Source organism: Pseudohongiella sp. (assembly GCF_040877505.1).
In the GTDB taxonomy this organism is placed as follows: Bacteria; Pseudomonadota; Gammaproteobacteria; order Pseudomonadales; family Pseudohongiellaceae; genus Pseudohongiella.
The window spans coordinates 1-23,169 of record NZ_JBBDNQ010000019.1 but is presented as its reverse complement, the minus strand read 5'-3'; the positions used below and the strand labels follow the sequence as shown (position 1 = coordinate 23,169).

Here is a 23,169-nt window from a genome sequence, read left to right as displayed (position 1 = left end):
AATGGGCATGTAGCATGATTGCAGAATCCCAATACTGGAAAGACGAACTAAAGAAGTACGTCAACGTAATCGCAAAAAAGCAGACTCAAAAGGTTTGGCGCGATTCGTCCTATGCGGCACTTGAAAAGAGCATAATGTTGTCGTGCTATATATCTAGAAAGCTTGTCGAGTCGAATAAGATCCCACGAAAAAAATTCGAGCAGGTGGTGGAAGTAAGCTGCTTTAGAAGTAACGGGAGGGTTGTCGATCTCCTAAATTCTCACAAGCTGGATGAACTCTATGATATCCCGCAGGGAGCCGAGACAAGGAAGCCATTCTCTTATGTCGCCAACCAGATTATTCACAGTTTCATATTTTTTTCGCTCATGGATCAGCATGGTGGTGTCGAAAGCATTGTATTCAACTCAGACAATAGCAAAAGCAGAGAACTATATATGGTTCAGGTGTCTACCTTGCTCAAAGTCTTTAGGTCGATCGCAAAGTCAGAAATCACAAAAATTCACATGCGTAGGAATGATGAGGGCGAAATGGTCGTTGTCAGCGCAGAGGATTAGATCCGCCATTAACAAACCGATCCTGAGCGACAAAAGTATGTCGTCATGCCTTTTGCAAAACGCGCAAAAGCCACGCCAACATACTTTCGCGCCAGATCAGGGGCGTTATGTGGATAGCGTCAGACATCGAGTGTTCTCATGGATTATCTAAAACTTTTAATACCCTTGGTCGTCGCCTTACTTGCTTGGCTCGGTAATGAGTGGCGAAAGCGACAATGGGAGGAATATCAAAGAAAAGAGGTGCGGTATCAAGAGCTCATCAAAGCATTGAAGGGGTTTTATCTTTCAGCCTGGAGTCCGGATGAAAGTAAGATTATGAAGAATCATTTCATTGATCAGCTTAATCTTTGCTGGATGTACTGCCCCGACGAGATCATTTTCAAAGCATATGCATTCATCGATACGGCTCATACAAGTGGAACCTGCTCCGACGAGGAGAAGGAACTGGCTCTCGGAGAGCTTATACTTGCGATACGAAAAGATCTCATAAGCAAGAAGGTTTTATCTAATACTCAGCTTAAATCGGAAGACTTCCGTATACTCACATCCACATAACAAACCGTTGCTGAGCGACCAAAATATGTCGTCATGTCTTTTGCTTGCGCAAAAGCCACGCCAACATAATTTGGCGCTAGAACAGGGGCGTTATGCATTCATTAGCTATGACTGAATACGATCGAATGAAATCAGTGTTGGTCCCTATTCTTGAAGGCTGGGGATTCCGTCAGGTTGAGGAACGCCTTGAGCCGGATGTGTTTGGCTCGGCATATACCCAGTTTTCGAGTGGTGGTCTGTCCTACCGCATCGTCTGGGATGGAAAGGATGGTTGTGGCTATATCCAATCTTACGATGATGGAGAATGGGTGAACCTAAAGGCATCTGCTCCGGAAGCAAGACCTAATGAGTTCGAGGAGTTCCTTGCTCAAATGAGTGCAGTCCTAACTGAGCACAAAGCAATGGGCCGGCCGCATGCATAACAAGGCGCATCAATACGCAGCCTGCAGCTGCCGGACGCTCGCAAGCTCGCGCCGTTGTGCGCGGCGTTATGTTCTATGACAACTCAGTGGCTTATCGGGGTCTATACATTGCGGTAAACCTAAGTGCTACTTGAATGTTTTATACACGAATTGATTAAATTGGGTGACTTTAATGCAACTATTTGAAATGTTGTTCATTATAATAACAGTGGTTGCATTACTGCAGATCAACTCGCCGAAACTTTTTCCAGTATCACTTCGAGTTATAATAATGCTGGCGATAAGCTTTGGCCTTCTTCATCTTGTTTTTGAAGGACCTCGCTGGCAAGTGCTACCAGCGTATATTGTATTCGCTTTGGTTTGTCTTTTCTGCCTGAAGAAATCGCAGTCTCATTTTGTATGGCGAGTTTTCGGCCTTAGTCTTGGAATACTATTCGTTTCCTTTTCAATATTATTAGTTTTGCTGTTTCCCGTAATCGCGCTGCCACCGCCCACTGGACCCTATCTGGTAGGTAATTTCAGTACTGTCTTGATTGATGAAACCAGGGCGGAACGGTATGAGCCTGAGTTTAATCGCGGAGTCCCTATACAAGTCTGGTATCCGTCGTCGTCTCAGGAACCGGATGACTATGCGCGCCAGAGTTTGTTTTCGCAGCTCTACGCAGGCGAATATGATTTGATCAGCTTCCTAACTGGATATCTGCAAAATATTAAGACTCATTCCTACATCAACGCACCAATTGCGGATGCCGAGACCTATCCGATAATTATCTTCAACCATGGGTTGTTCATGACGGGTGACCAGAATCCCCAACTCATGGAACATTTGGCCAGTCATGGATATGTAATTGTTTCTGTATCACATCCTTTCGAGAGCGCAAAGGTATTGTTGCCGGATCGCGGTGTTCGAACCTATTCTATGAGATATCCTGAAGACGTAGGATTTAACGCCAACGAGGTAAATGATGGTGGAATAGGAGACACAATAGGCACCGTTACCGGCCTTGAACACTCGAAACTTATGACTACGCTGTATGAACAGTTAGATCGCTATCGTGACGCCAGCGCAGAAGAGAAGATAGCGGTAGTAAGGGATGCTGTGGAAAACGAAGCCTTGGGGCCATTGGGTCGGGCGTTAAATGAAGCTAATCTGACATCGTTCTTTGAAATACGAGACAAGGTTCGCAACAGGTCTACGCAATACTGGGTCGAAGACATCAGTTTCGTCATAGAGCAGTTAAGATATTTAGATGCACCGGTATCGAATTTCAGTGCCAGTATTGATCCATCTCAAGTGGGGGCGCTCGGGCATTCGTATGGTGGCTCAGCGGTGGGTGAGTTCTGTAAAACTGACATCCGGTGCGCAGCGGCGTCAAATCTGGATGGAACGCAGTTCGGTTCGAATTGGAACAAGCCGGTTCAGGCGCCGTTTCTCCTGATTAACACTGATGCGAATGCCAGGGGAAACGACTACGCCTATTATCCTGTGCAGAATGACTTCTTCGATTTGCATATTCCCGACACTGAACATGGAGATCTTATCGACGCCCTAACGGCTTTTCCCATCTGGAAAATATCAGGCCTCGGGGGTGAAATGGGGGTACAAGAATTGGCTGATATAGTTAAAGATCTTGAACTTGCTTTTTTTGATGAATATTTGAAAGGGAAGGAAGGCAGTTTCGAAATGGCTCTGAAGAGAAATAGTGAAAGGCTGGTAATTTTTGATCACTAATCACTTTGGTCAATGCTTCTAGCAATCTCTATGGAATAGCAAAGTCGTTGTGCCCATAGGCGTTCGCTCGCGGGATTATTGGCCGGTTTTTTCTTGACGAGAAATCCTACAAGATACGCTGAACAGATGGCGTAACATAACAAAAGCCTTCAAAGTGACACGACTGCGTCGCGCACTTGAGGCGAGCGTTATGCCTCATGGATTAACCGAAATGATTGAAACTCTTAAAAGTGAAGTAGTACCGGTAGTTCAATACGCAATTGGCGTTGTAGTTGCAGTTCTATTGTTAGCACTTCTCGCATATTTCGGTAAAGTTTGGAGCTCTGAACCATATATTTCAATAGGGGAGTATCTACAATTTTTAGTTCTGGTAGTTGTCGCCAGCGCTCTATGTGTTTCGATATATGTGCAGTATCACAAGGAGATGCATAGCGACTCCCAAATTTTTCTAGACAAATCGATTGATCTTATTAATAAGGCATACGATGTCCTGAATGGCAATGGAGCAGGCCTCACCTGTGAGAGAATCTCTTGGGTTACAGCCGCTAGGCTCTTGAAAAGAGCTGAAGAGCTTTCTAATCGTCTTAGCATTCCTTCACATAAGGCAATCTATGAGTCAGAACATGATTACCAGCGGCATCGCTTCGGAAGTTTGCTGAAAGTGAATGGGTCACCCATTCCGACCGAATTTTTCCTTGGCGCTGGGTATGTCCCCGGATCTATTGGCGATAGCGCCCTCAATACAATTTCTTCAAAAGGAAGTGCATGGATTCCGAAAGAGGCGCTTTCAGTTGTTTACAGATTCAGAGTTTTCCCGGAGGATTATGAAGATCCTTTGATGAAAACTAAGCTGTTAACCTCAAAGGAGCTAGATAGGCTCTGGCTTTTTGACGACAAAGGTGTACATGATTATTTTGTTTTCCGGCATTACTTTGCGGCCACAAACGATTCAGTCTACAGAATTAAAAGCGGGAATAATTCAGTCAAGTTTTCGGCAACGGACATCAATAATGAAATGAGTAGACTTTCAGGCGTTGATATCCATTCCGACAACGGCATAACAAAGTCATGAACTACGCGCCTTCGGCGCCGGACAACGGCTGCGCCGTCGCCGGTTATGAACGGCGTTATGTGTCTAGTTAAAGGATAGAGAATGCCGAAAGATTGGAAAGATATATCCGATGATGAGCTACTAAATTTTGATGGCGCTCAAACAAACCTTATATCAAGATATGAGCGCATCATGCAGAAGAAGATGATTGAGAACGTCAACAATCTCAATCTAAAGATCACTGGGCTCATGGAAACAATTTATAGAGCTAGCCAGGGACTCAAAGATCGATTTGACGCGTCCGCAAAGGCACAGAAGAAGCAACAGAACATCATTATTGCCCTAACAATTGTAATCGCAATTTCGACGGCGCTTTATACGTTTATAACCTGGCAATCTGTCAGTGCAATGAGAGAATCGAATGATATTCAGAGACAGCTGCTTGAGCTCGAGATCGCAAGGCAAGAAAGTGCAATCGACACATAACAAACCGATCCTGAGCGACAAAAGTATGTCGTCATGTCTTTTGCAAAGGGCGCAAAAGCCACGCCAACATACTTTCGCGCCAGATCAGGGGCGTTATGTTTCGGTGGATAGTCAGAGGTAGCAGTGGACGAAATTGTAAAGCTTGAGAAGGAACTTCACGACCCGTCTGTACGTAAGAATCGCTCGCGACTCGACGTACTTCTGCACGCTTCGTTTATTGAGATAGGTCGATCCGGAGAGATATACGACAAGGACCGGATATTGAGTTCGCTGGATACCGACGCGACTCATAAAACATGGTCTCAAGACTTCAGGTATCAATTGATTAGTGATGGTTTGGTGTTACTTACTTACCGAAGTGCTCACGTAGGCCCATGCAACTCTCTGTCGCGCTTCTCTCGCAGTTCCTCGCTTTGGGAAAGAACAGAGGAGGGCTGGAAACTGCGGTATCACCAAGGAACTCCAACAAGTGCATTTGAGCGAGGAGCAACATAACAATTCAATTAACTACGCGCCCTGCGGGCGCCGAACACCGGCTTCGCCGGGGCCGGTTATCTTCGGGCGTTATGGCTTCCAAAGCCGCTCAATAAACTACCCTTGACTCTCCCCCAGGGGCAGACCTGATCCTCTCGGGTGGGAGATGAGAATGCTATGCTGATACCGATAGGTCAGTTTTCAAGAATTGTAAGGTTATCTGTGAAAGCTCTTCGGCTATATGCCGATCGGGGACTACTGCTTCCTGCCTACACTGATTCTGAAACCAGCTATCGCTACTACAAGGCATCCCAGGCCAAGCGTGCCGAGATAATTCGAATATTGCGTTCAGTAGATATGCCTCTGAATGAGATTTTGGAAGTTCTTGACGCAGGAGGGCCTGCTGAGGCGGGGAACATATTGCTCGTTCATCGTGAGCGTATGGAAGATCGACTCAGAATACAGGAACGCATGCTCGTCTACCTTGAATCATTAATCGAGAACAAGGAGAGGATCATGCCACACAAAATCACTGTTATTTCTGCAAGTCCGATAATGGTCGCTGGTGTGCGTATGCACACCGCGCTCAATACTATAAAAGAAGATGTCGGTCAGGGATTTTCTAAAATCATGCAGGGCATAGGAGAGAAGCGATACGTTCCGGCTGGTCCTCCCATGCTTGTCTATCACGATGTTATTGATGAAGAGAGTGACGGTGAGGTAGAAGTATGCATACCAGTGCAAACTACCTTCGCTTCAGGGGATGGCTACCAATGTCATATGCTGGAAGCTGATCACGTAGCAACAACCGTGCACTACGGTCCATACGAAGAGCTGTCATCCGCATACCACAGCATGCTTGCGTGGATCGGAGAAAGCACTTATGAATTAGCGGGCTCGCCTAGAGAAATCTATCTGAATGATCCCAGGACGGTTAGCCCGGATGAGCTACAAACTAAATTGGAGTTCCCAGTCGCTACGCGTGCAGCAAAGGAGGCTAGCAAATGAATTCATCGCTCTCAGCAATAATCAAGGATGCTAATGCGAAAATCATCGCAGACGGTATGCTGGACGATGTGGAGAAGTATTTCACACCGGATTATTCCGTAAACCTTACCAACAAAAAGCTGTCGGGAGGATTTTCCACAATTCAGAGTACCCTGAGCGCGCAGATGCGTGCTTTCTCCAACATCGAAGTCAAAGTGGAAATTTTAATTGAAGGAGTAGACAGAATTGCCTGGCAAAGGACAATGTCGGCTACCCATTCAGGTGCTTACAAGGGATTTCCTGCTAGTGGTCAACAATTGATCTGGCGGGATATGGTCGTAAGCCAGATTGAAGGTGGTCGTATCAAGGAGGAATGGCTAAGCACTGACCTGGCAGAACAGTTACTTCTTTCGCGTAAGAGTCGGAGGTAACTCAAAATGCAGTGTACAATTCGGGTCCAGCCATAACAATCAGTTGCAGTCCGACATCTGGTACTACGCAGCTTTTGTGTTACTAGCTGTCGCTCAAACATTAACACAAAAGCTGCTCCGTATCAGCTGCGGCTGAACTGGGCGTTAGGCTCTTGAGGGGAAAATAGATTGGACGCAATAATTGGGAAAAACGCTGTTGTTTTATTGGGAGCAATGTTTGCAGCCTTAATTGCGGGATATTTCGCGTTCACAAATCTTGTGGCATCAAAAGAAAATAAAATATCCGAATTTAGGCAGGAATGGATCAATTCGCTCAGAAATTCTATCGCGCGGTATATTTCATCACTTACATACCTATCAACACTGTATATACATCATTCAGCGCGGCCGGAAGAAAAGCGAGATAAGTTCGAGATGGCCCGAGATGTTGAAGAAATATATGCAAGGGTCAACGAATCATACAACGACATAATCTTTCGAATTAATGACAGTGAAAAAAATTCAGAAGGAAAAAAATTAAATGATGCCTTCCTGTCAGCGCTTTATAAAACGAGAGAGCACTATCATAAAAACGAATTATCAGAGGCGAGAAAGGCTTGTGAGCCTTTGAGAGAGGTAAGTAAACCGCTCCTAAAACATGAATGGAAGCGCGTTAAATCTGGCGAGCTTAATTACAGAATGGCTAAATATCTTGCCATATTTGTCTTGCTTATAGGGCTATTAGCTGCATTTTCAAATGCCTATTGCATATGGGGCGAGGGCAACATTCATCACGCCAGCGTCGTAGGAAAGCCTAACAAATCAATGCAGCCGACCGCTAACGCGGCGGCTGATTGAGGCGTTATGTGTCGGCGTACTAAAAACTATAGGTCAGGGTGTAAGAAATGGATGTAATCGAAGAAAAAGTACCACGCTTGATGATGTTCTTGAAGGATAAGGCGCGTAGACGTAGTGCCATTAGCTATAGCGCCGTATTCAATTTTTTTGACTCAAACACACATAGAAGTGATGTCTGGGAAACATTCGAAGAAGCGTGCAGAAGAATTGCTCCTGCAGAAGAGGCTATTTATGGCGCTCTGCTAGCAAAGAAGGATACTAATCTACCGTCTACTGGTTCCTATGACATTTATAAAAATATCAGGCATGAAGAATATTTGAGCATTACAGGCGTCAAGCGTTTCGAAGCCTATGATTTGACGCTCGATCAAATGGGAGAGATAGCTCAACTAGAACGTGATAAGGTCTATCAGCATGCTATAGAAAACACATAACCATCGCAGGCACAGCGACGTCTTTTACGTTGCGGCTTCGCCTTCACTACAAAGCCGCGCGTTCTGCGGTCGTTAGCGAGCGAAGTACCCGTTACAAGGAGGAAAGTATGATGCCCTTAGAAATCATGCAATGGGGAGTGGACAGGTTTACGGGCACACCCTACGAAGCGTGGGTAAACGCTCTTCTATTTGGAGTATTCGTAGCTGCAGTGGTCGCGGCTCTACGAGTGCTTATAGGTAAATCTATTTTAGGTGCATTGGCGAGGATTGCGTATTCATGTTATGCAAATGCGAAAGAATCCCTAGAGTACCCACGGGAAGCAAAAGCCTGGAGAGAGCGCATCTGGCCTTACTTCAACATAGTGATCTCCATATATCTTGGCTTGATTGGTGTGCTGTCCGCTAGCATCGTATCTATTGCCTACTTTTTTGGCTCCAAAAACGATCTTCCTATTAAAATACATTTCCTGGCTTTACTTTGGATCCTGGGTAGCTTCGTCTACGTGCGCTTAAACATGGTACAGTTTAGTTGGTCTTTGCATGCAATTCGTTCAAGGCGCTAAAAGCTTGTTAACGGGCTCGATAATCGGCTCCAAGCGCTAGCATCGGGCTGCTGTGCTGAATACCTGTTGCTGCAGGTATGGGCCTCACTTTATCGCTTTGTGAATGATACGGATATAATGGAAGTTCGATCGTACAAAGCGATGCAAACGGACAATACCAAGCTGTCACACCTTTTGCTTGCGCAAAAGCTGCGCCAGCATGGCATTGCCGCTGATCAACAGCGTTAAGGGTACTAGGAGCCATTTGTGACATCAGTGAATTACGGACAAGCAATAATTACCATCAGTGCGGTGTTGCTTGGTTTTGTGCTTGGTCAATTATCGGATTATTTCAACGCTCGCTCCCTTCATAGGAGGAAGGGAGAATCACTTAGAGCCCTAATTAGGATAGAACTTGAGCAAAATGCGCGTGAATTGAATCTATATTGGAGTTCTATATTAGATAGTATGAATGGGATGCATAACGACAAAAATGAATTTAAGTATGCGCTTATGGCATCGGAAGTGTCTGAAGCTCCTTTTCCCCAACTGTATGAAGATGCATGGTTATCAAATTTAGGAGACGTACCAAGTTATTTTGACTACCAAGAAATAGAGTCGATCTGGAGTTTCTACAAGAAGCTTGGGCGGCTAAATTCATTGTATGCATACTTTGTTAATGCAAATGAAGATAGAAAGACTACGGCAAGAGATATGAATGCTAGAGGCGATGTCGTGATCGGGACGCTAATGGGGAATTGGGATTTTACAGGGTCCGTTTCCGATCATGCAAAAGAATTTAAGACTTTAATAGAAGATGTGATTCAAGGCAAATACGACGCATAACAATCTGTTCAATCGCCCGCCAAGGCGGGCTTCAGGACAAGTGGCTGTGCCGCTTGCCTATTAACTAGGGCGTTAGTTGCCCTGCGCCGCAGCGTCGAGTTTGTCCAAAAGTTCCAAGCCGCGTTTCACATCGCCGGATGCGGCAAAGGTGCGGAATCGAGTTTCGCTGTCAAACTCGGCCAAGGTCTGAGTTGAGATTTCTTCAATCAGTTTGTTCACGCTCATTTTTTTGCGACGAGCCAACGCTTTTAAACGGTTATGTTTGTCGTCGGGTAGCCGAATAGTCAAAGTAGCCATGCTGTTATCCTCTAAGCAATTGTTCGGGTGTCTTTACCTGCAGTCCGGGAAATATCAGCTCAGAAGATTGGATATCCCTGACGTTATTGGTAACAACACAGTAGGCATTGCCGGCAACGGCAAGCTCAATTAAAAAATTGTCGCCCTCATCAGGCAAGTTTGGGCGCCATAGATAGTAAATGGGCACCCATTCGCAAACGCTGTAATATGCATTGAGCAGTTCTCGAAGCTCGTCGGGCGTCAACGGGCATAGCTCAAGAATATGAGACCGGTTTGTTACATCTTCATACTCCATGAACAAGGTGTTACTAATCAATGGCTTGTAATGCCCCTGCAAGCACCTTCGGATCAGATCCCTGGCTGGTCCTGCAGGGCCAAGCAGGGCATTGATCAGCACGCTGGTGTCTATGACTACAATATTGCTCATGTATTTATGGTTGCATATATGCTATCACGTCGCAATACTGGAAAAGCAACTAACCAAGCGCTTCAGAGCGACCAAAGCACATCGTCAAGCCAGTTGCATTCGCAAAAGTCACGCCAACATACTTTGGCGCCTGAGCATGGGCGTTATACGTAATCGGAGAGAACCGTGACCACAATTTTTCCTCAGTTGGAGAGTGCAGAAGGTCCATTTACTGCAATGCCGTTGAGCCAGACAAATGGTATTCCGGCATTTGCCAGGGTCATGGAAAACTTTGAATGGCCAAAGCATGTGCATAACTCTACTGATGAGACGTTCATTGTACTAAGTGGTGTTGTTTATCTCGATTTAGAGTCAAGCTCTGTGAGGCTGGGCCCAGGAGAATCATACACCGTACAAGCCGGCGTGCTTCACAGTTCGCGAGTTCCTGGTCGAGCGGAGCTAATAGTGGTTGGAGGCAAAGATTGAAGGTGCCCAATTTTCGACCACACATAACCAGTACACGCAGCACGCGCCTCCGGCGCTGGATGCGCGCTGCGTGCGCGCCGCTGATGAAAAGGCGTTATGTGGCTGATCGCACTTCTCCACCAATCAACTAGGCGGGTATATCATCATGCGAGTACTGGTAGTGCTAATTTTGACAATGCTAGTGTCATCGTGTGCGAAATTGCCAGGAAGCGAAGAGGAGCTTAATACACTAGTCGAGGATTCGATTCATATCGGGATGAACGTCGATGAGGCAAAGGCTGTGCTGAGTAGTTTAGGTTTTAGGAACTTGGAGGTATACGACCCCAAGCTGTTGTACCCTAATGCTCCGTTGATCGACGGAAGAGATTACAGAGTAATATTGAGTGGCAGAAGGGACTATATCCCTTGTGGATTCACTCGCCATGCTTTGGTTCGTCTCGAAGATGGAAATGTCGCAAAACGAGAGGGATTCATCGGGCGAACGTGTTTATGATAGTACTTTCGCCTTTTACAGATGAACTTGAAGCCCAGGAAGTTGCCCTTTCCGCCACCATAGATACTATGGTGGCGAATACAATTAGTCATGCCACATAACCAAATCTTGCAGTCGGACCAATTCATTCCGTCACGCCTTTTGCTAACTCAAAAGCCGCGCCGGAATGATTTGTCCGCTGAAGAACGGCGTTATATCTAAAGGAGTGAGCCTTGAAGCTCGTAATAGGGAATAAAAACTATTCGTCATGGTCGCTGAGGTCATGGCTGCTGTTGTCGCATCACGAATTGCCTTTTGAAGAAGTGCGGATTCCCCTTGACCAAGACGATACCTACACCACTCTTGCGAAATATACCGAAGCGGGGAAAGTGCCGGTCCTTCAGGACGGTAATTTAACTGTCTGGGATTCTCTGGCTATTTGCGAGTACATTTCAGAACAGTACCTGGAGGGGCGCGGGTGGCCAAGCTCGGTGCGGGCACGAGCAGAAGCGAGATCGTGCAGTGCTGAAATGCACTCCAGCTTTCCGGCGATTCGCGGTCAATTGCCGATGAACTGCCGTGCCAGCCAACGCCACGTTTCTCTTAGCCCAGACCTTGCAGCTGAGGTGGTCCGGATGGACCGAATTTGGTCGAAGTATCGGGAAGCCTATTCACGGTTTGGGCCTTGGCTTTTCGGCGAGTTTTCCATTGCCGATTGTATGTTTGCTCCAGTGGCGTCCCGGTTTGAAACTTACGGCATCGGTCTTTCAGAAATGGCCTCTCAATACATGCGGTGTCTGCTTAGCCATGAGAAGGTACAGGAGTGGGTCGAGCAAGCTCGTGCGGAGCCCGAAACGATCGAAATGGCCGAGGTTGGGATATAACCAGTTGCTCCACGTGGAAAAATTACTCGCTTCGCTCCTAAATTTCCGGTGAGCAAGGCGTTATGTGCCGCACAGCGCCCGCGTTGACACCTGATACCACATAGGTTACATTGCCCCGTATGATACGGAGCTTCAAACACAAGGGCTTGGCTAAATTCTTCAAATCCGGCAGCACTGTCGGTATTCAAGCTGCCCATGCGAATCGACTCCGACTGATTCTCGGTCGTCTTCACGCAGCGACTTCGCCAAAGGACATGAGTCTGCCCGGGCTTCGCCTACATGAGCTTACCGGTAATCGCTCTGGCACCTGGTCAGTGACTGTAAGTGGAAACTGGCGAGTCACATTTATTATTAACGGTGAAGATGCCGAGGTTGTCAATTATGAAGACTACCATTGAGGTATTACCATGCTGATGCATAATCCCCCGCATCCTGGGGAGATCATTAAAGAGCTGTGCCTTGAGCCGTTAGGTATTTCTGTCACTGACGCAGCAGTGGCTCTTGGCATAAGCCGTAAAACGTTGAGTGCAATACTTAATGGTCGTGCGGGAATTAGCCCCGAAATGGCTGTTCGGCTTTCCATTGCATTCGATACATCTGCAGAGAGTTGGCTTAATCAACAGTCACAATATCAACTCTGGCATGCGGAGCAACATAGGGGCGAGCTACAGGTTAAAAAGCTGGTGGCAGCTTGAGAAAAGCATACAACCAACAGTTGCAACGGACGCAGCAAGGCTGCGCCGTTGAACTGGGCGTTATATGCCCGAGAGCACAAAATCGATGGCAGCGATAATGTCTGAGCGATATGAAGAAAGATCATACACTTGAGAGCCGAGTTGAAGTCGGTCTACGCCGGCAATATCTTGTGTCATTGCGGTGAGGCTTTCGTCATCTAGGTCGAAGACAGGGTTAAGCCTCGACAGGCGGATCGATGCAACAGTTTTAGAGGGACAGAGTGGAATGACGACAGTAGTTCTGAGTTCGCTCAGTAAATCACTTTGTATATCAAGCAGGTAGGGATACTGGGTACGTGTAATAGGGTTGGGGTTTTTATATACGCAAAACTGCCCCATCAGAATTTCCTCACACTGTCGCTGAAAGTGCCATTGGTTTCGACAAATCGATTGTATTCTTGAATGGCGGTGGCATTCTCACGCAGCCATTGAGCGCGTTGTTCAGTGCGTAATTGCTCCGCCAAGGCGCGCTCCAGCGTAGCCGACAGATTGATATTGAGGCCCTTGGCTATTTTAAGTAAGTCGCTGTTTATGCTGACATTAGTTGGTTTTTTGGGGGCTTCGGAGTTGAATGCGTGACTCATGTTGGTTTCTCCGCATAGATGATGCGTATATATTATGCGCATCATCTATGCAGAGCAAGGCATATAACCATCAATTACACGCGACCAGCTGCGCTGGCGCGTGAATACGGGCGTTAGCCAGAAAGATTTGGGGGAGAACATGAATATTTACGTGATAGTTACGAGAGGCATGGGCGGATCACACGATGAGGCCGTGTTCTCCTCAAGGTCATTAGCACAACAGTATCTTTCGCAGAGAGATTCTCAAGGTGACCCAAACATTGTGGACATTGAGGTTCGCGGTAACATCGAAGAGCCGAATAAGGTCTTCACCGCCAGTTGGTATGAACGTGCCTCAGATATTCATCACTTCGACGGAGTATATGGCTCTTTTGAGGGCGCAAAGAAAGCGGCGGGAGAAAAGGGTTTAGTTCTGGGTCGCGTTCTTGATGAGCGAATTGGCTAACACAGCAAGGCCCGGCGACGGCTTTTCCGTTGCGGCTGTGCCTCCACTAAAAAGCCGCGCGTGCTTAGCGGCGTTATATGTTTATCGGTTAACGGAATACTAAATGTTAAATTCTAAAGCAAGCTGTCTTTGCGGTAGCGTAAAAATCACCGCAAAGCAGATTAATCCTAGATTTACAGTTTGCCATTGCGACTCATGCAGAACTTGGGGTGGGGCGCCATTTTTTGCAGTACAGTGCGGGACGGCTGTAGATATTGAAGGTAGCGAAAAAATAAAGTTGTATGAATCATCAACCTGGGCTTCCCGTGGATTTTGTTCAGACTGTGGTACTCATCTATTTTATAAGCTTAAGAAAAGTGGTGAATATAATATTCCAGTGGGAATGTTTCAGAACTTAGAAGGCTTGGAAATGGAAATGCAATATTTCAGTGATCAGCGGCCTGAATATTACTGTTTTTCAAACGAAACAAAAGAAATGACAAAAGCCGAGATAATGGAATATTTTTCAAAACACATATAGCCAGGCAAGCCAGCGGACGCAAAAAGCTGCGCCGCAGCTCGCAACGTTATGAGCTAAGAAGATGCGTCTAGCACTGCTAACAATTGCACTATTGAGTGTAGGTTGTTCAACACATCAGAACTTGTGCAGTATCGAGAATGTCCCAGAATCCGGTTGGGCTCTAGTCGGCCGCAGTATTGACTCAGGATTGTTAGATTTGCGTGGAGCGAACGACCGTGTCGATGTTGCTCTGGACTATTTTAGGGCAGCACCAAGATTGGACCTGTTTATAAATCCTGCAGGTCAATTGCTACTGTGTCGCCCGGCACCGGATATTGTTCGTTGTGGAGAAAGTGCTATAGGTGTCCGACAAACTTCTTCTGGTACTTACGTGCTCGACGATAGTACAGTCGGTTGGATTATAACTTGCTAAAGAGGTCGCTCATAACAAGCGCCTTCAAAGTGACGCGCAGTCGCGCACTTGATGCGAGCGTTAGAGCTAAAAAGGGGCAAGTTGTGGATCCAGGTTACGAAATGCTCTTTGAAACCACTATTAGATCCTTCATAGGGGATAAGGCATTCCATATTGCAGGGCAGGTCTATTCCGAAAAATCGCGGAAAGATTGGTATCGAAAAGCAATCAAAAAGGTGATCCATAAAGTTTCGGAAATCGAAACGAGCACAAAGCATAAGGAGCAATTGTGCTATTGGAGCGAAAGAGCGCTTGATTCTTTGAGTGAGCGTCCTTTTAAAGAAACAGTGTTTACGTTGTGTTTGTTGAGGCTAGTAGCTTCTTTAGTTGGCTATTTCGGGGTAAGGCCGTACAACATCGCTACGCCCGCATATTTTCAAACCCCTCCTCAGCACTACACCGAAATCATCGCCAACGGCGGTGATGTCATGCAGGATTACTACGATAAGAAGAGCTCGGTAGAAACGAAAAGAAGGCTAATCCTTCAGCTCAAGCAAGAAGGAATGGCAGATTTTGAAATTTCGCTGGTCTTCAATGTATCAGAGTATGAGGTTAGAAAACTGCGTAAAGAGCTCTAACAAGGTGGTCAACGGGACGCCAACTACGCTGCGCTCCGCTGTCGCCCATTACCACTGGCGTTATGTTTTTCTGGAGAAATAGGTGCAATCTGAAAAGGATATTTCATTAAGGGCAATGGAGCCGGCGGACCTAGAGGCGGCGGCCGATGTTCATCGCCTGGCATTCACTAGGCAGCAACATTCGTTGAAGTGGCTGGAAAGCAACCTCAATGCAGCCCCCAAAACGTTTTGCTACGTTGCCTACGCTGAGGCGTCCTGCATTGGATACATCATCTGGTCTCAGAAAGCGGGGTTTAGGCCGAGCGTGGTCCTCGAGCTTGAGCAGATTGCCGTATCTCCAGACTTTCAAGGAAATGGTATCGGTAAAATGCTTATCATAGATACACTATCCGAAGTCATACTAAAATTGAATGAACAGGGTGCCGTATTGAAGCATATCCTGGTGACGACGCGAGCTGACAACTATGCGCAGCGTCTGTATAGTGATGTCTTGGGCGCTGAAGTGGAGGCAACCCTAAGTAACCTCTATTCAGCAGACGAAGTAATTATGGTTGCGCGAAATGTCAAAACATAACCAGGCCAATCACAGCAACAGCTTTTCCGTTGCGGCTTCGCCTCCACTACAAAGCCGCGCGTGTTGGCGGCGTTAGATTTTATCAATTAAGGAATATAAATTGACTCAAACTGACGGAAGTTACCACTTTTGGGACACAATAATAAAAGCTGCTACTGCTATAGCGGTTTCATCAAGCGTCGTTATTGCTAGCTGTCAATATAAAGAAAAAGTCGAAAACGAATATATGGCGCCAATTTGGAAGAAGCAGGTTGAAGTGTACAGCAAAGCTGCAACTCTTGCTTCTGATGCGGCTACAGTGGATGATACCGATAAACAGATAGAGCTATTAGAAAAGCTTCGAAAGGTCTATCTCAGCGAGTTACAAATAGTCGGTGACTCTAGCGTAACAGTGCCTGCTGCGAAGTTCATCAATGAACTGGATGAGTGTATAGAGTCGGGAGATTGCAGGGAGAGAAATCTAATGCCATTAGCATCATCAATTGCAAGGTGTGCTCGAAAATCTTTAGGGAAAAGCTGGGACCGTGGTTTTGATGAATTGTCTGAAGATAATCCTATGCAAGCTAAGCCCAATGAGATGTGCAAATAGATCTAACAATCAAATGCAGCCGACGCGAAAAACGCGCGGCTGATTTTGGCGTTATGTTCTTGGATGAAAATCATGAGCAATACTGATACTCCAGATCCGTTCAAAGATGAAGTGGAAAACATCGTTTCTAAAGCGATATTTTCACTTGCAGAAGGATTAACTGGAGTAGCTGCATCTGACCGAGGTGAGTTACTGGTCTCATTAGGGCACGCATTCCAACGAATGAGAGGAGGAGAATTCCTTTCATCATTCCAAGTAGAGTGGAATAGCTTTAGGAAAAAAGGAAAAATTAAGGACGACTACCAATTTACGGAGCAAGGCAAGGTTTGTTTACAGGAATTGCTAAATTTCTTGGACAATGACTCACCTAGCGAAGAGAGATTCAAACTACTTCAAAGCATATTTATTGTAGCTGCTAGCGAAGGGATTTCCAGCAGAGATAGTTTTCTACCTGCTCAGCTTATGAAAATATCCAGATCACTCTCCGATGGAGAAATTGTTCTACTTTCCTCTATATGGGGAGCGTTTAAAGCCGGGAAGCATAACGGTAAAAGCACACATTTCAGTGCAAACGAATGGATAAATGAAATTACGAATCTTTCGCCAATCGAACATCGTGAATTAGTAGAAATCTACGAGCAAGGTTTAATGGAGAAGAAACTTATAACACCTAGAGCTCACGGCGATAACAGCGGGGTCTATGTCAAACCCTATTACCGCCTTTCTTCGCTAGGCTACAAATTATGTGAGTTCATTGAGCAATATGACGTGCAAGGTGGAAAATAACAATCAGTTAAATCGCCCGCCGAACCGGGCTTTAGGACAAGTGGCTGAGCCACTTGCCTATTAACAAGAGCGTTAAGTTCACTAGGAGTAATATGCTAAATCTTCAGTTTGAACGACATTCATTCATGGTGGATTCTTACCCGAACCACTGTCCCGTCTGCAAAAGTCGAATATCTGCGATTTAAACTCCTATTTACACCGAACCACGAGAAAACTCTTTAGAAGTAGCTTAGGGCTGCCCCAGTGAAGATTGCGGCAGTTTATTTGTCGCAAGATTCGAGAGATTGAAGCCGTCACCAACAACAGTAAATGGTTACCACGCACTGGTAGAGTGTGTTCCTTATAGTGCAGATAAGCCGGATATTGTTGAGGAGGTGGCTAACCTTTCGCCACTTTTTGTAGAGATATATACGCAGTCCTATCAAGCTGAAGCATTGAATATGAAGCAAATATCAGGAATAGGTTACAGGAAGTCACTGGAGTTCTTGATAAAAGACTTTTGCATATCAAACCATCCTGAGAAATCCGAAGAAATCAAGGGAAAGCCCTTGGCGAAGTGTATCGGTGAATACATTGACGACAACAGGATTAAAGAATGTGCACGTCGTGCATCTTGGCTAGGTAATGACGAAGCTCATTACGTTAGAAAGTGGTCTGACAAAGATGTAGAAGATTTAAAGATCCTAATTCGCTTATGTACTCTTTGGATACAAAGTCATATTTTAACAGAGGCATATACCGCCTCAATGGGACGAACTTAACCAGTCAAAGCACGCGGACTTGGTAAAGCTGTCACCTTTTTTCGCTTGCGCAAAAACGCCGCCAACTTCACGAATCCGGTGTTTGAGGCGTTATGAGGCATTGGAGAGTTCAGTGGTACTTGAGGTAGCGATACTAGACGTGAAGCCCGGTCAGACTACAGAATTTGAGTCTGCCTTTGAGGAGGCCCAAACGATCATCGTCAGCATGAACGGTTATCTGTCCCATCAGCTACAAAGATGTATGGAAAACACCAACTGTTATATCCTCTTGGTTAATTGGGAAACGTTAGAGGACCATACGATTGGTTTTCGTGGTTCTGAGCAGTATCAAAAGTGGCGCGCGTTGCTACACCATTTTTATGATCCCTTCCCGACGGTCGAGCACTATAAATCGGTTATTGACAGTAAAAACTAGAGGCACGAGATGGCAACAGAAAAAATAAACTACATCGAACTGCCAGCCACGGATATAGAGGGCACAAAGCAGTTTTTCGCGAAAGCATTCGGTTGGGAGTTCATCGAATACGGGCCGGAATATGTAGCCATCTCTGGCGCAGGGCTGGACGGTGGTTTCTATAAATCAACATTGCGTGCCACTACTGAGACCGGCAGTGCATTGGTAGTTCTATTCAGCGTCAATCTGGACTCGTCGCTTGCAAACGTTGAGCGCGCCGGCGGAAAGATTATAAAGCCTATATTTTCCTTTCCGGGTGGGCGCCGCTTCCATTTTACAGATCCAAGCGGCAATGAGTATGCAGTTTGGTCAGAGTGACCGATATGGAGCAAATGCCTCATAACAATCGCAATCAGTTCGGCGCTGCGCGCCCGGACGCTCACTTCGTTCGCGCCGCTGTTGCGGGGCATTAGTTGCCCTGCGCCGCAGCGTCGAGTTTGTCCAACAGTTCCAGGCCGCGTTTCACATCACCGGATGCGGCAAAGGTGCGGAATCGAGTTTCGCTGTCAAACTCGGCCAAGGTCTGAGTTGAGATTTCTTCAATCAGTTTGTTCACGCTCATTTTTTTGCGACGAGCCAACGCTTTTAAACGGTTATGTTTGTCGTCGGGTAGCCGAATAGTCAAAGTAGCCATGCTGTTATCCTCTAAGCAATTGTTCGGGTGTCTTTACCTGCAGTCCGGGAAATATCAGCTCAGAAGATTGGATATCCCTGACGTTATTGGTAACAACACAGTAGGCATTGCCGGCAACGGCAAGCTCAATTAAAAAATTGTCGCCCTCATCAGGCAAGTTTGGGCGCCATAGATAGTAAATGGGCACCCATTCGCAAACGCTGTAATATGCATTGAGCAGTTCTCGAAGCTCGTCGGGCGTCAACGGGCATAGCTCAAGAATATGAGACCGGTTTGTTACATCTTCATACTCCATGAACAAGGTGTTACTAATCAAAGGCTTGTAATGCCCTTGTAAGCACCTCCGGATCAGCTCCCTGGCTGGTCCTGCAGGGCCAAGCAGGGCATTGATCAGCACGCTTGTGTCTATGACTACAATATTGCTCATGTATTTATGGTTGCATATATGCTATCACTTCGCAATACTGGAAAAGCAACTAACCAAGCGCTTCAGAGCGACCCAAGCACATCGTCATGCCATTTGCATTCGCAAAAGTCACGCCAACATGCTTTGGCGCCTGAGCATGGGCGTTAGGGCTTGCGCAGGAAATTGGTATGGCTGATAAGAAAGTTGAAACATGCTATGCGTGTGATCAAGTAGCAACGAGTCGTGAACATGTTCCTCCGAAATGTCTGTTTCCAACGGAGCTTGGTGTTAATCTAAGGAAAGATCTAATAGCAGTTCCTTCGTGTGATGCTCACAACAGAAAAAAATCCGATGATGATGAGTTTTTGCTTGCAAGCTTAGCTGGTATTGTTGGTTGCAATGAGATAGGTCTGTCCCATAAATTTACTAAGGTGAATAGAGCAATTCGACGCTCAGGTGGCCGTTTAATGGAAAAAGTTCTCAAAGGGCAAAATATACAAGTACATCAGCTGGGTGATGGAAGTGAAGTGGATGTGGCGTGGGGGAAGCCTGATTTGAAAAGGCTACACGACTGTTTTTCATTAATTGTTAGAGGGCTTTATAAACACAAATATGGAAAAGCATTCGAAGGTAACATTATTTGTGAAGTTCTTTATGTCCCGACTACGAAACGTGGCCGGAAAGGTTACCGAGAGTTTGCTGTAGCAGAAATGGCTAGGGAGTTATCTCCGTGTAAGGTCGAAGGTGAAAATTCGGAAGTGTTTCAGTGGGTATTGGGTCCCGAAGATCCTCATGGTTCAAGTTGCGCTAGGTTAGCGTTCTATGGGAACTTAGTCGTATACTTGGCGTTTATCTCAAGCAAAGTAAAAATGAAAGATTTTGAAAGCCTATTCGATATTGCTCAAACCACTGAAAAACCTATTTACATTCAAAAAGACGGTAAGCGGTATCGTATAAACTAAAGCCCTAGCAAGCGCTTCCAGACGACAGACGCCAAAACCTACGCGTTTTTTACTCGCTACGCTCAAACATTCACACAAAAGCACTCCAGTTTCGGCGCTACTGAAGCGGGCGTTATGTGCTCCTACGCTACCCGTGGCAGCGCTAAATTTATGATAAAATCAGGCATCAATGTGCTTTCAATGAGTGTTAATCTATGGAAATACAATCGCTTACAGTTTGTGAGCGCATCATTCCTGCCGAAACTTTGTGGGACAGCGTGGTTGCTGAGGGCGTCGAGATCGACGTGACTACACCCCAGAGAGAGGAATTAGATCGCCGGCTTGCGGATTTTGAGATCGATCAGGATGCCGGGTCTCCATGGTCCGTGGTCAAAGCCAGAATTCTGTCAAAGTAAATGACTTACACGCTCACGGTTCGGCGAGAGGCTGAATTTGACATTGATGAGCAATACACAGCCTACGAAGATAAACGGGTTGGTTTAGGGCATGACTTCGTTTTGTGCATCGAAGAGGCCTTGGACAAGCTGCTAAGAAACCCTCTCATTTACCGCAAATTTCATCAAAATTTGAGACGGGTTTCCTTGCGCCGTTTTCCATACCGAGTAATGTATTTCGTTACCGGACAAAAATCACTGTCACGGCGATTTTTCATGTACGCAAAGATCCGAGCTCTTTGAGCAGCCGCAGATAACCAAGTCATCAACTTCGCGCCTCCGGCGCCGGACACGGCCTACGGCCGAGCCGGTTATGAACGGCGGTTATATGCAGTAATAAATAAGGATATTTCTTAATGAAAAGGTTTGCAGGCTTCTTTTTTCTTTCACTTGTTGTCATAGCTCTTTGGGGCGTATCCATAATAATAATTACAGAGATTTATGGTATTCCATCAAATGCATCGGAAGCGGGAGATATGTTTGGTGGCATTAACGCACTTTTTTCTGGTCTTGCTTTAGCCGGTGTTATTTTTACAGTCTGGCTACAATCTCTTGATGTGAAAACTAATCAAGACAATCTCAATAAATCAATGGAGTCGAACAGACGCTCACTAGAGATAATGGCTTTAAGTGCTCTTATTCAAGAAGCTGATTGTGCATTAGCTCGTTATGAAAGGTGGGAAAAGTCAGACAAGGCTGGTGATTATACCAATGCAAAAGCCAAAGTTCGCACAGCTTTAGGCGGACATAGAAAAAAACTAGAGAGTTTGCTAGATGAAGTGCAAAGCATATAACAAGGAAATCAAGTTCGCTCACTGCCGTTCGCTGGGACGTCGCTATCGCTACGCCCCTTATTCAGATCGTTATGTTCTCCCCATCAGCCCTTGACTTTGTTATCATGTATGATAACTTTTTCTCATGTCATGGAACGTCACATTTTTCTGCGAAAAGGTAAGACAGGAAACGCTAGGATTCCCGGATGGGATATTGGCTGACTTTCTTCATATAGCAGAAATCATTGAGAAATTCGGCCCGGCCATTGGAAAGCCCTATGGGCTCAGGGCTGTTTGAGATACGGGCTCGAGGCAAAGAAGGCATAGGCCGGTCACTTTTCTGCACGGTCAAAGGCCAGGAGATAATCATCCTGAACTCTTTCGTCAAAAAGACTCAAAAGACACCGAAGAAGGAGATAGATAAGGCTCGTAAACGAAAGAAGGAGTTAAAAAATGACTAGACCAACATTAAAATCCTTCAAGGAAGAAGCGTTAAAGCGTGAGGGCGTCAAGAAAAGCTACGACGAACTCTCTGCGGCGTACGAAGTGCGTAAGCAGCTCATCGCACTCCGGCAGCAAGCCGGCCTTACTCAAGAGCAAATTGCGGAAATCTTGCAGACTAAGAAAAGCAATATCTCCAGGTTGGAAAGTGTGAGCTCAAATATCTCTCCCAAACTCTCAACACTTACCGATTATGCAGCCGCAATGGGGTACAAACTGAAAATCGAGTTTGTTCCAGATAATGAAGCGCGAACATAACAATCTGTTGCTGAGCGACCAAGGCAAATTGTCACGGCGCTTGCTTGCGCAACCACTGCGCCAATCCACCTGGCACCAGAACAAGGGCGTTATGTGTCTTGACCGTCACGATCGATAGGGGTATCGTAATACCAAAGTCTTATCGATAGGTGCCGTCATGACAGAAGTAACTGTTTCCCCAAAGTATCAGATTGTAATTCCTAAAGAAATTCGTGAGTCCATGGGTATTGTATCCGGGCAGAAAGTCCAGATCATGTCTTATCAAGGCCGGATCGAGGTAATCCCTCTGAAACCCATGAAGGAAATGAAAGGCTTTCTTGAGGGCATTGAGACCTCTGTTGTTAGAGAAGATGACCGGATATGAATGTCGTTGATTCATCGGCTTGGCTGTCATACTTCGCTGGTGACGGCAACGCGGCCGTGTTCTCCGAGCCAATCGAACAACTCGCTGAGTTGCTTGTACCGAGTATCACGATCACAGAAGTTTTCAAGAATGTGCTGCGTCAACGTGGCGAAGAAGCTGCGTTGATCGTTACTGCGCATATGAAGCAAGGCAAAGTGATTCCTCTGGACTCGGAGCTTGCAATGGATGCTGCTAAATTTGGTGTTTTTCATAAGCTTCCCCTGGCAGACAGCATTATCTTCGCTACAGCTCAAAAGTACGCAGCCGTGCTCTGGACTCAGGACAATGATTTTGAGGGGTTGGAGAATGTCAGGTACATGTCGAAGAAAAGCACATAACAATCTAATGCAGTTCGCGCCTTCGGTGCCGGGCGCCTACGAATGCAGCTAGCTGCTTTGGATAGCGCAATGGAAGTCTCGGATCTCG

Annotated in this window: 40 protein-coding genes; 34 read left to right on the top strand and 6 right to left on the bottom strand. The window is 46.1% G+C overall.

Translation table 11 applies throughout. The annotated features are described in order from the left end of the window. Window positions 1–14: 14 nt before the first annotated feature. The 13 genes from WD071_RS06940 (at window position 15) to WD071_RS06880 (ending at window position 9,351) form a co-directional block, all read left to right on the top strand. Window positions 15–554, top strand: coding sequence for a hypothetical protein (locus tag WD071_RS06940; RefSeq protein ID WP_368047629.1), 540 nt, complete (start codon window positions 15–17; stop codon window positions 552–554). Window positions 555–692: 138 nt separating this feature from the next. Continuing rightward, a complete protein-coding gene (locus tag WD071_RS06935; protein WP_368047628.1) occupies window positions 693–1,109 on the top strand; it encodes a hypothetical protein in 417 nt (138 codons plus the stop codon). A gap of 92 nt (window positions 1,110–1,201) precedes the next feature. Further along, window positions 1,202–1,531: a hypothetical protein gene (locus WD071_RS06930; protein ID WP_368047627.1), complete on the top strand. Its 330-nt coding sequence runs from the start codon at window positions 1,202–1,204 to the stop codon at window positions 1,529–1,531. A gap of 172 nt (window positions 1,532–1,703) precedes the next feature. Further along, a complete protein-coding gene (locus WD071_RS06925; protein ID WP_368047626.1) occupies window positions 1,704–3,263 on the top strand; it encodes a hypothetical protein in 1,560 nt (519 codons plus the stop codon). Window positions 3,264–3,453: 190 nt separating this feature from the next. Next, window positions 3,454–4,335, top strand: a complete 882-nt coding sequence (locus tag WD071_RS06920; RefSeq protein ID WP_368047625.1) for a hypothetical protein — start codon at window positions 3,454–3,456, stop codon at window positions 4,333–4,335. Between the two features lie 81 nt (window positions 4,336–4,416). Then, window positions 4,417–4,800 (top strand): hypothetical protein, encoded by a 384-nt coding sequence (locus WD071_RS06915; RefSeq protein ID WP_368047624.1) that lies wholly within the window; start codon window positions 4,417–4,419, stop codon window positions 4,798–4,800. Window positions 4,801–4,923: 123 nt separating this feature from the next. Next, a complete protein-coding gene (locus WD071_RS06910; RefSeq protein ID WP_368047623.1) occupies window positions 4,924–5,295 on the top strand; it encodes a DUF4440 domain-containing protein in 372 nt (123 codons plus the stop codon). A 156-nt stretch (window positions 5,296–5,451) separates the two neighbouring features. Continuing rightward, window positions 5,452–6,282, top strand: coding sequence for a MerR family transcriptional regulator (locus tag WD071_RS06905; protein WP_368047622.1), 831 nt, complete (start codon window positions 5,452–5,454; stop codon window positions 6,280–6,282). After that, window positions 6,279–6,692, top strand: coding sequence for an ester cyclase (locus tag WD071_RS06900; RefSeq protein WP_368047621.1), 414 nt, complete (start codon window positions 6,279–6,281; stop codon window positions 6,690–6,692). The genes WD071_RS06905 and WD071_RS06900 overlap by 4 nt, the downstream gene beginning before the upstream one ends. 168 nt (window positions 6,693–6,860) lie before the next feature. After that, window positions 6,861–7,529 carry a hypothetical protein gene (locus WD071_RS06895; protein ID WP_368047620.1) on the top strand — a complete coding sequence of 223 codons (669 nt, stop codon included), beginning with the start codon at window positions 6,861–6,863 and terminating at the stop codon, window positions 7,527–7,529. 47 nt (window positions 7,530–7,576) lie between these two features. Beyond that, complete coding sequence (locus WD071_RS06890) at window positions 7,577–7,963, top strand: hypothetical protein (RefSeq protein WP_368047619.1); 387 nt, start codon at window positions 7,577–7,579, stop codon at window positions 7,961–7,963. A 107-nt stretch (window positions 7,964–8,070) separates the two neighbouring features. Continuing rightward, the gene (locus WD071_RS06885) at window positions 8,071–8,526 is read left to right on the top strand and encodes a hypothetical protein (RefSeq protein ID WP_368047618.1); all 456 of its coding nucleotides are present in this window, start codon (window positions 8,071–8,073) and stop codon (window positions 8,524–8,526) included. A gap of 246 nt (window positions 8,527–8,772) precedes the next feature. After that, complete coding sequence (locus WD071_RS06880) at window positions 8,773–9,351, top strand: hypothetical protein (protein ID WP_368047617.1); 579 nt, start codon at window positions 8,773–8,775, stop codon at window positions 9,349–9,351. 72 nt (window positions 9,352–9,423) lie between these two features. Here the strand turns inward: WD071_RS06880 and WD071_RS06875 are convergent, their stop codons facing one another. Together WD071_RS06875 and WD071_RS06870 are read right to left on the bottom strand one after the other, a co-directional pair. Continuing rightward, a complete protein-coding gene (locus WD071_RS06875) occupies window positions 9,424–9,648 on the bottom strand; it encodes a CopG family transcriptional regulator (RefSeq protein WP_058020445.1) in 225 nt (74 codons plus the stop codon). A 4-nt stretch (window positions 9,649–9,652) separates the two neighbouring features. Beyond that, window positions 9,653–10,075, bottom strand: a complete 423-nt coding sequence (locus WD071_RS06870) for a putative toxin-antitoxin system toxin component, PIN family (protein WP_368047616.1) — start codon at window positions 10,073–10,075, stop codon at window positions 9,653–9,655. A gap of 216 nt (window positions 10,076–10,291) precedes the next feature. On the opposite strand from WD071_RS06870, the gene WD071_RS06865 reads away from it, so the two are divergent. The 4 genes from WD071_RS06865 to WD071_RS06850 all read left to right on the top strand — a co-directional run bounded on the left by WD071_RS06865 (window position 10,292) and on the right by WD071_RS06850 (window position 12,591). Further along, window positions 10,292–10,540, top strand: coding sequence for a cupin domain-containing protein (locus WD071_RS06865; protein WP_368047868.1), 249 nt, complete (start codon window positions 10,292–10,294; stop codon window positions 10,538–10,540). A gap of 705 nt (window positions 10,541–11,245) precedes the next feature. Continuing rightward, window positions 11,246–11,896, top strand: coding sequence for a glutathione S-transferase family protein (locus tag WD071_RS06860; RefSeq protein ID WP_368047615.1), 651 nt, complete (start codon window positions 11,246–11,248; stop codon window positions 11,894–11,896). Window positions 11,897–12,015: 119 nt separating this feature from the next. After that, window positions 12,016–12,294: a type II toxin-antitoxin system RelE/ParE family toxin gene (locus tag WD071_RS06855; RefSeq protein WP_368047614.1), complete on the top strand. Its 279-nt coding sequence runs from the start codon at window positions 12,016–12,018 to the stop codon at window positions 12,292–12,294. Between the two features lie 9 nt (window positions 12,295–12,303). Continuing rightward, window positions 12,304–12,591, top strand: coding sequence for a HigA family addiction module antitoxin (locus tag WD071_RS06850; RefSeq protein ID WP_368047613.1), 288 nt, complete (start codon window positions 12,304–12,306; stop codon window positions 12,589–12,591). Between the two features lie 60 nt (window positions 12,592–12,651). Here the strand turns inward: WD071_RS06850 and WD071_RS06845 are convergent, their stop codons facing one another. Both WD071_RS06845 and WD071_RS06840 read right to left on the bottom strand, forming a co-directional pair. Further along, window positions 12,652–12,969, bottom strand: coding sequence for a CcdB family protein (locus WD071_RS06845; RefSeq protein ID WP_368047612.1), 318 nt, complete (start codon window positions 12,967–12,969; stop codon window positions 12,652–12,654). Then, window positions 12,969–13,214 (bottom strand): type II toxin-antitoxin system CcdA family antitoxin, encoded by a 246-nt coding sequence (locus WD071_RS06840; protein WP_368047611.1) that lies wholly within the window; start codon window positions 13,212–13,214, stop codon window positions 12,969–12,971. The genes WD071_RS06845 and WD071_RS06840 overlap by 1 nt, the downstream gene beginning before the upstream one ends. A gap of 139 nt (window positions 13,215–13,353) precedes the next feature. Here WD071_RS06840 and WD071_RS06835 point away from each other — a divergent pair, with 139 nt between their 5' ends. The 9 genes from WD071_RS06835 (at window position 13,354) to WD071_RS06795 (ending at window position 18,690) form a co-directional block, all read left to right on the top strand. Continuing rightward, window positions 13,354–13,659 (top strand): hypothetical protein, encoded by a 306-nt coding sequence (locus WD071_RS06835; protein WP_368047610.1) that lies wholly within the window; start codon window positions 13,354–13,356, stop codon window positions 13,657–13,659. Between the two features lie 103 nt (window positions 13,660–13,762). Continuing rightward, window positions 13,763–14,179, top strand: a complete 417-nt coding sequence (locus WD071_RS06830) for a GFA family protein (RefSeq protein WP_368047609.1) — start codon at window positions 13,763–13,765, stop codon at window positions 14,177–14,179. 441 nt (window positions 14,180–14,620) lie between these two features. Beyond that, complete coding sequence (locus tag WD071_RS06825) at window positions 14,621–15,208, top strand: hypothetical protein (protein ID WP_368047608.1); 588 nt, start codon at window positions 14,621–14,623, stop codon at window positions 15,206–15,208. Window positions 15,209–15,290: 82 nt separating this feature from the next. Next, window positions 15,291–15,782, top strand: a complete 492-nt coding sequence (locus WD071_RS06820; RefSeq protein ID WP_368047607.1) for a GNAT family N-acetyltransferase — start codon at window positions 15,291–15,293, stop codon at window positions 15,780–15,782. A gap of 100 nt (window positions 15,783–15,882) precedes the next feature. Continuing rightward, window positions 15,883–16,371, top strand: coding sequence for a hypothetical protein (locus WD071_RS06815; protein WP_368047606.1), 489 nt, complete (start codon window positions 15,883–15,885; stop codon window positions 16,369–16,371). Window positions 16,372–16,443: 72 nt separating this feature from the next. Continuing rightward, window positions 16,444–17,157, top strand: coding sequence for a hypothetical protein (locus WD071_RS06810; RefSeq protein ID WP_368047605.1), 714 nt, complete (start codon window positions 16,444–16,446; stop codon window positions 17,155–17,157). Between the two features lie 284 nt (window positions 17,158–17,441). Further along, a complete protein-coding gene (locus WD071_RS06805) occupies window positions 17,442–17,918 on the top strand; it encodes a hypothetical protein (RefSeq protein ID WP_368047604.1) in 477 nt (158 codons plus the stop codon). 112 nt (window positions 17,919–18,030) lie between these two features. After that, window positions 18,031–18,333 carry an antibiotic biosynthesis monooxygenase gene (locus tag WD071_RS06800; protein WP_368047603.1) on the top strand — a complete coding sequence of 101 codons (303 nt, stop codon included), beginning with the start codon at window positions 18,031–18,033 and terminating at the stop codon, window positions 18,331–18,333. A gap of 9 nt (window positions 18,334–18,342) precedes the next feature. Then, window positions 18,343–18,690 carry a VOC family protein gene (locus WD071_RS06795; RefSeq protein ID WP_368047602.1) on the top strand — a complete coding sequence of 116 codons (348 nt, stop codon included), beginning with the start codon at window positions 18,343–18,345 and terminating at the stop codon, window positions 18,688–18,690. Window positions 18,691–18,781: 91 nt separating this feature from the next. Here WD071_RS06795 and WD071_RS06790 read toward each other — a convergent pair whose 3' ends face one another. Then, window positions 18,782–19,006 (bottom strand): CopG family transcriptional regulator, encoded by a 225-nt coding sequence (locus WD071_RS06790; RefSeq protein WP_058020445.1) that lies wholly within the window; start codon window positions 19,004–19,006, stop codon window positions 18,782–18,784. Between the two features lie 4 nt (window positions 19,007–19,010). Beyond that, a complete protein-coding gene (locus WD071_RS06785; protein ID WP_368047601.1) occupies window positions 19,011–19,433 on the bottom strand; it encodes a putative toxin-antitoxin system toxin component, PIN family in 423 nt (140 codons plus the stop codon). Window positions 19,434–19,600: 167 nt separating this feature from the next. Here WD071_RS06785 and WD071_RS06780 point away from each other — a divergent pair, with 167 nt between their 5' ends. The 8 genes from WD071_RS06780 to WD071_RS06745 all read left to right on the top strand — a co-directional run bounded on the left by WD071_RS06780 (window position 19,601) and on the right by WD071_RS06745 (window position 23,081). Further along, entirely contained in the window at window positions 19,601–20,374 is a 774-nt protein-coding gene (locus WD071_RS06780) for a hypothetical protein (RefSeq protein ID WP_368047600.1), read from the top strand. A gap of 194 nt (window positions 20,375–20,568) precedes the next feature. Beyond that, window positions 20,569–20,769 (top strand): addiction module protein, encoded by a 201-nt coding sequence (locus tag WD071_RS06775; RefSeq protein ID WP_368047599.1) that lies wholly within the window; start codon window positions 20,569–20,571, stop codon window positions 20,767–20,769. Next, a complete protein-coding gene (locus tag WD071_RS06770; RefSeq protein WP_368047598.1) occupies window positions 20,770–21,051 on the top strand; it encodes a type II toxin-antitoxin system RelE/ParE family toxin in 282 nt (93 codons plus the stop codon). A gap of 113 nt (window positions 21,052–21,164) precedes the next feature. Then, entirely contained in the window at window positions 21,165–21,602 is a 438-nt protein-coding gene (locus WD071_RS06765) for a hypothetical protein (protein ID WP_368047597.1), read from the top strand. Between the two features lie 257 nt (window positions 21,603–21,859). After that, complete coding sequence (locus WD071_RS06760; RefSeq protein ID WP_368047596.1) at window positions 21,860–22,042, top strand: type II toxin-antitoxin system RelE/ParE family toxin; 183 nt, start codon at window positions 21,860–21,862, stop codon at window positions 22,040–22,042. Next, complete coding sequence (locus WD071_RS06755) at window positions 22,035–22,340, top strand: helix-turn-helix domain-containing protein (protein ID WP_368047595.1); 306 nt, start codon at window positions 22,035–22,037, stop codon at window positions 22,338–22,340. The genes WD071_RS06760 and WD071_RS06755 overlap by 8 nt, the downstream gene beginning before the upstream one ends. 157 nt (window positions 22,341–22,497) lie before the next feature. Next, window positions 22,498–22,704 (top strand): AbrB/MazE/SpoVT family DNA-binding domain-containing protein, encoded by a 207-nt coding sequence (locus WD071_RS06750; protein WP_368047594.1) that lies wholly within the window; start codon window positions 22,498–22,500, stop codon window positions 22,702–22,704. Further along, complete coding sequence (locus WD071_RS06745) at window positions 22,701–23,081, top strand: type II toxin-antitoxin system VapC family toxin (RefSeq protein ID WP_368047593.1); 381 nt, start codon at window positions 22,701–22,703, stop codon at window positions 23,079–23,081. Before WD071_RS06750 ends, WD071_RS06745 begins: the two co-directional genes overlap by 4 nt. Window positions 23,082–23,169 lie beyond the last annotated feature (88 nt).

Coding starts and splice junctions, on each gene's coding strand:
- WD071_RS06940 (WP_368047629.1), top strand. CDS start 15: ATGATTGCAGAATCCCAATACTGGAAAGACGAACTAAAGAAGTACGTC.
- WD071_RS06935 (WP_368047628.1), top strand. CDS start 693: ATGGATTATCTAAAACTTTTAATACCCTTGGTCGTCGCCTTACTTGCT.
- WD071_RS06930 (WP_368047627.1), top strand. CDS start 1,202: ATGCATTCATTAGCTATGACTGAATACGATCGAATGAAATCAGTGTTG.
- WD071_RS06925 (WP_368047626.1), top strand. CDS start 1,704: ATGCAACTATTTGAAATGTTGTTCATTATAATAACAGTGGTTGCATTA.
- WD071_RS06920 (WP_368047625.1), top strand. CDS start 3,454: ATGCCTCATGGATTAACCGAAATGATTGAAACTCTTAAAAGTGAAGTA.
- WD071_RS06915 (WP_368047624.1), top strand. CDS start 4,417: ATGCCGAAAGATTGGAAAGATATATCCGATGATGAGCTACTAAATTTT.
- WD071_RS06905 (WP_368047622.1), top strand. CDS start 5,452: ATGCTGATACCGATAGGTCAGTTTTCAAGAATTGTAAGGTTATCTGTG.
- WD071_RS06900 (WP_368047621.1), top strand. CDS start 6,279: ATGAATTCATCGCTCTCAGCAATAATCAAGGATGCTAATGCGAAAATC.
- WD071_RS06890 (WP_368047619.1), top strand. CDS start 7,577: ATGGATGTAATCGAAGAAAAAGTACCACGCTTGATGATGTTCTTGAAG.
- WD071_RS06885 (WP_368047618.1), top strand. CDS start 8,071: ATGATGCCCTTAGAAATCATGCAATGGGGAGTGGACAGGTTTACGGGC.
- WD071_RS06875 (WP_058020445.1), bottom strand. CDS start 9,648: ATGGCTACTTTGACTATTCGGCTACCCGACGACAAACATAACCGTTTA.
- WD071_RS06870 (WP_368047616.1), bottom strand. CDS start 10,075: ATGAGCAATATTGTAGTCATAGACACCAGCGTGCTGATCAATGCCCTG.
- WD071_RS06865 (WP_368047868.1), top strand. CDS start 10,292: ATGCCGTTGAGCCAGACAAATGGTATTCCGGCATTTGCCAGGGTCATG.
- WD071_RS06855 (WP_368047614.1), top strand. CDS start 12,016: ATGATACGGAGCTTCAAACACAAGGGCTTGGCTAAATTCTTCAAATCC.
- WD071_RS06850 (WP_368047613.1), top strand. CDS start 12,304: ATGCTGATGCATAATCCCCCGCATCCTGGGGAGATCATTAAAGAGCTG.
- WD071_RS06845 (WP_368047612.1), bottom strand. CDS start 12,969: ATGGGGCAGTTTTGCGTATATAAAAACCCCAACCCTATTACACGTACC.
- WD071_RS06840 (WP_368047611.1), bottom strand. CDS start 13,214: ATGAGTCACGCATTCAACTCCGAAGCCCCCAAAAAACCAACTAATGTC.
- WD071_RS06835 (WP_368047610.1), top strand. CDS start 13,354: ATGAATATTTACGTGATAGTTACGAGAGGCATGGGCGGATCACACGAT.
- WD071_RS06830 (WP_368047609.1), top strand. CDS start 13,763: ATGTTAAATTCTAAAGCAAGCTGTCTTTGCGGTAGCGTAAAAATCACC.
- WD071_RS06810 (WP_368047605.1), top strand. CDS start 16,444: ATGAGCAATACTGATACTCCAGATCCGTTCAAAGATGAAGTGGAAAAC.
- WD071_RS06795 (WP_368047602.1), top strand. CDS start 18,343: ATGGCAACAGAAAAAATAAACTACATCGAACTGCCAGCCACGGATATA.
- WD071_RS06790 (WP_058020445.1), bottom strand. CDS start 19,006: ATGGCTACTTTGACTATTCGGCTACCCGACGACAAACATAACCGTTTA.
- WD071_RS06785 (WP_368047601.1), bottom strand. CDS start 19,433: ATGAGCAATATTGTAGTCATAGACACAAGCGTGCTGATCAATGCCCTG.
- WD071_RS06780 (WP_368047600.1), top strand. CDS start 19,601: ATGGCTGATAAGAAAGTTGAAACATGCTATGCGTGTGATCAAGTAGCA.
- WD071_RS06775 (WP_368047599.1), top strand. CDS start 20,569: ATGGAAATACAATCGCTTACAGTTTGTGAGCGCATCATTCCTGCCGAA.
- WD071_RS06770 (WP_368047598.1), top strand. CDS start 20,770: ATGACTTACACGCTCACGGTTCGGCGAGAGGCTGAATTTGACATTGAT.
- WD071_RS06765 (WP_368047597.1), top strand. CDS start 21,165: ATGAAAAGGTTTGCAGGCTTCTTTTTTCTTTCACTTGTTGTCATAGCT.
- WD071_RS06760 (WP_368047596.1), top strand. CDS start 21,860: ATGGGCTCAGGGCTGTTTGAGATACGGGCTCGAGGCAAAGAAGGCATA.
- WD071_RS06755 (WP_368047595.1), top strand. CDS start 22,035: ATGACTAGACCAACATTAAAATCCTTCAAGGAAGAAGCGTTAAAGCGT.
- WD071_RS06750 (WP_368047594.1), top strand. CDS start 22,498: ATGACAGAAGTAACTGTTTCCCCAAAGTATCAGATTGTAATTCCTAAA.
- WD071_RS06745 (WP_368047593.1), top strand. CDS start 22,701: ATGAATGTCGTTGATTCATCGGCTTGGCTGTCATACTTCGCTGGTGAC.